At 63.7% G+C, this 1613-nt stretch carries 3 protein-coding genes; all 3 read right to left on the bottom strand.

Annotated elements, in window-relative coordinates:
• Positions 1-252: 252 nt before the first annotated feature.
• Positions 253-423, bottom strand: a complete 171-nt coding sequence (locus WAW17_RS06480; RefSeq protein ID WP_422332179.1) for a hypothetical protein — start codon at positions 421-423, stop codon at positions 253-255.
• A 63-nt stretch (positions 424-486) separates the two neighbouring features.
• Complete coding sequence (locus WAW17_RS06475; RefSeq protein WP_422332178.1) at positions 487-1161, bottom strand: 3,4-dihydroxy-2-butanone-4-phosphate synthase; 675 nt, start codon at positions 1159-1161, stop codon at positions 487-489.
• A gap of 165 nt (positions 1162-1326) precedes the next feature.
• Complete coding sequence (locus tag WAW17_RS06470; RefSeq protein ID WP_422332177.1) at positions 1327-1569, bottom strand: ferredoxin; 243 nt, start codon at positions 1567-1569, stop codon at positions 1327-1329.
• Positions 1570-1613: the final 44 nt, after the last annotated feature.

Below are 1613 nucleotides of genomic sequence, written 5' to 3'. Positions count from 1 at the left end.
GCATTCCGGTGGGCCGAGCCCGTTTTCGCGGTGCGGGGCTGATCGATCCGGGCCCGTGCCGGCCGCCCTACACCGACGCGCCGGCCGACATGATTGCGGGCGGCGAGGAAACCGGACGCCGCTGGGCGCAACTGGAATCGGAATATCACGTCGGACCGTAATGACTGACGCTACTTTGCTCGGCTCGACCGTCGCGTTCGTGTCTCGGCTCTTCAAGGCGGCGAACTCCGGTATCCCCGGCCCTTCACGTTCTCAGCGCGCGCTGTCGTCTGCCTGCAGGTCGTACATGCACATCCTTACCCACCGGGCCTGGGCGCGCGTGAGCGCTGCCCGCCCTACGACGTCTCGCGCAAGATTCGAGTAGCGTCGAGGGCGGAGCAGAGAGAGTGCCGCAACGATGGCGTCGATGGCGAGTGTCGGCATCGATTCTCCTTTGGTGTCGATTCGGTCGGTCATGAGTGCTGTGGATGAGCGCCCGGCGATGAACTATCCGACGAACTCGAGAGGCGCACTCGCGTTCGCAATGCCCACGCCCGGATCCCGGCATGGAAAAGAGCGGTAGGACAACACGTCAGGAATCGACACCCTGCGAAGGTTGTGATCCTCGGCGAAATCGAGCAGCTCGTCCCGCTTCGCCATCACTGTGACATCTCCGTTGCTGACCAACCCGCACAGTGCGGCAGCAGGTCGCAGCCCGGCGATATGCACAAGATCGACCGCCGCCTCAGCGAATTCGGCATTGCCGAGGACGCCCCGGGAATCGATCTGGATCACCTGGACGTGTCCTGGCCGCACCAGACTGTCCGCGACCGCGGTGGGATCGGCGAGAACCCGAAGGGTGTGCGCACGGTCCGCAGCGGAAATTCCGGTCGTCACACCAAGTCTCGCGTCGACCGCCACCGCGTAGTTCGGTACATGTGATCCATCGGGGTGGGGAGCCATGGCGGGCAGCCACATCCGCATGCAGGCCTCGGCGTCGAGAGCTGCTCGCAAGAAGCCGGAACCGTGCCGGACGAGGAAGGCGATGTGTGCTGTGGTCGCGAATTCCGCAGCCATGACGAGCTCTCCCTCCGCGTGAGGATGGTCTCCTTCGAGCAGTACGATCGGCCGGCCTGCGGCAAGTGCCTGGGTTGCGGCCCGAACTCGGCCTCCTACGCTCATGGTGGCCCTCCTGCCATCGCGGGTGGGTGGAGTGCATCTCCGAAACCTGCCGAATAATGAATTCGTCCAAACGAATCCAGTTCCTCGGGAGTGCTCGGGTGAACTCCCGAGGAGCACGGTGGGGAATCCGGAAGGGAGTCCCCGCGGTCGCGAGATGACGAACTGTTAATTGTCACCGTCGGGCTCTGTCTTTACGCGGCTGAGAATGATCGCATCGGCCGGGCAGACGTCGGCGCCGACGCGTGCCTGCTTCTCCAGTTCGGCCGGCACCGTCTCGGGCGCGACTGCGAAGCCCTGTGCGTCGATCGAGTAGACATCGGGAGCCTCCGACGCGCACAGCGTGTACCCGCAGCACTTGGCGCGATCCACGGTGATCGACAGGATTCCGTCTTTTTGCTCGGTGGTCATCTCTTCCCTTTCATTAGTGATGATGAGACAGTATAGGCAGAAAG

It is taken from the genome of Rhodococcus sp. (in: high G+C Gram-positive bacteria) (assembly GCF_049286785.1).
Taxonomy (GTDB): domain Bacteria; phylum Actinomycetota; class Actinomycetes; order Mycobacteriales; family Mycobacteriaceae; genus Rhodococcus_F.
Note: the sequence above shows the minus strand (reverse complement) of the source record. Positions and strands in the feature narration are given on the sequence as shown.

Excerpts from the sequence above, each read along its gene's own strand:
- WAW17_RS06480 (WP_422332179.1), bottom strand. The coding sequence starts at position 423 with ATGCCGACACTCGCCATCGACGCCATCGTTGCGGCACTCTCTCTGCTC.
- WAW17_RS06475 (WP_422332178.1), bottom strand. The coding sequence starts at position 1,161 with ATGAGCGTAGGAGGCCGAGTTCGGGCCGCAACCCAGGCACTTGCCGCA.
- WAW17_RS06470 (WP_422332177.1), bottom strand. The coding sequence starts at position 1,569 with ATGACCACCGAGCAAAAAGACGGAATCCTGTCGATCACCGTGGATCGC.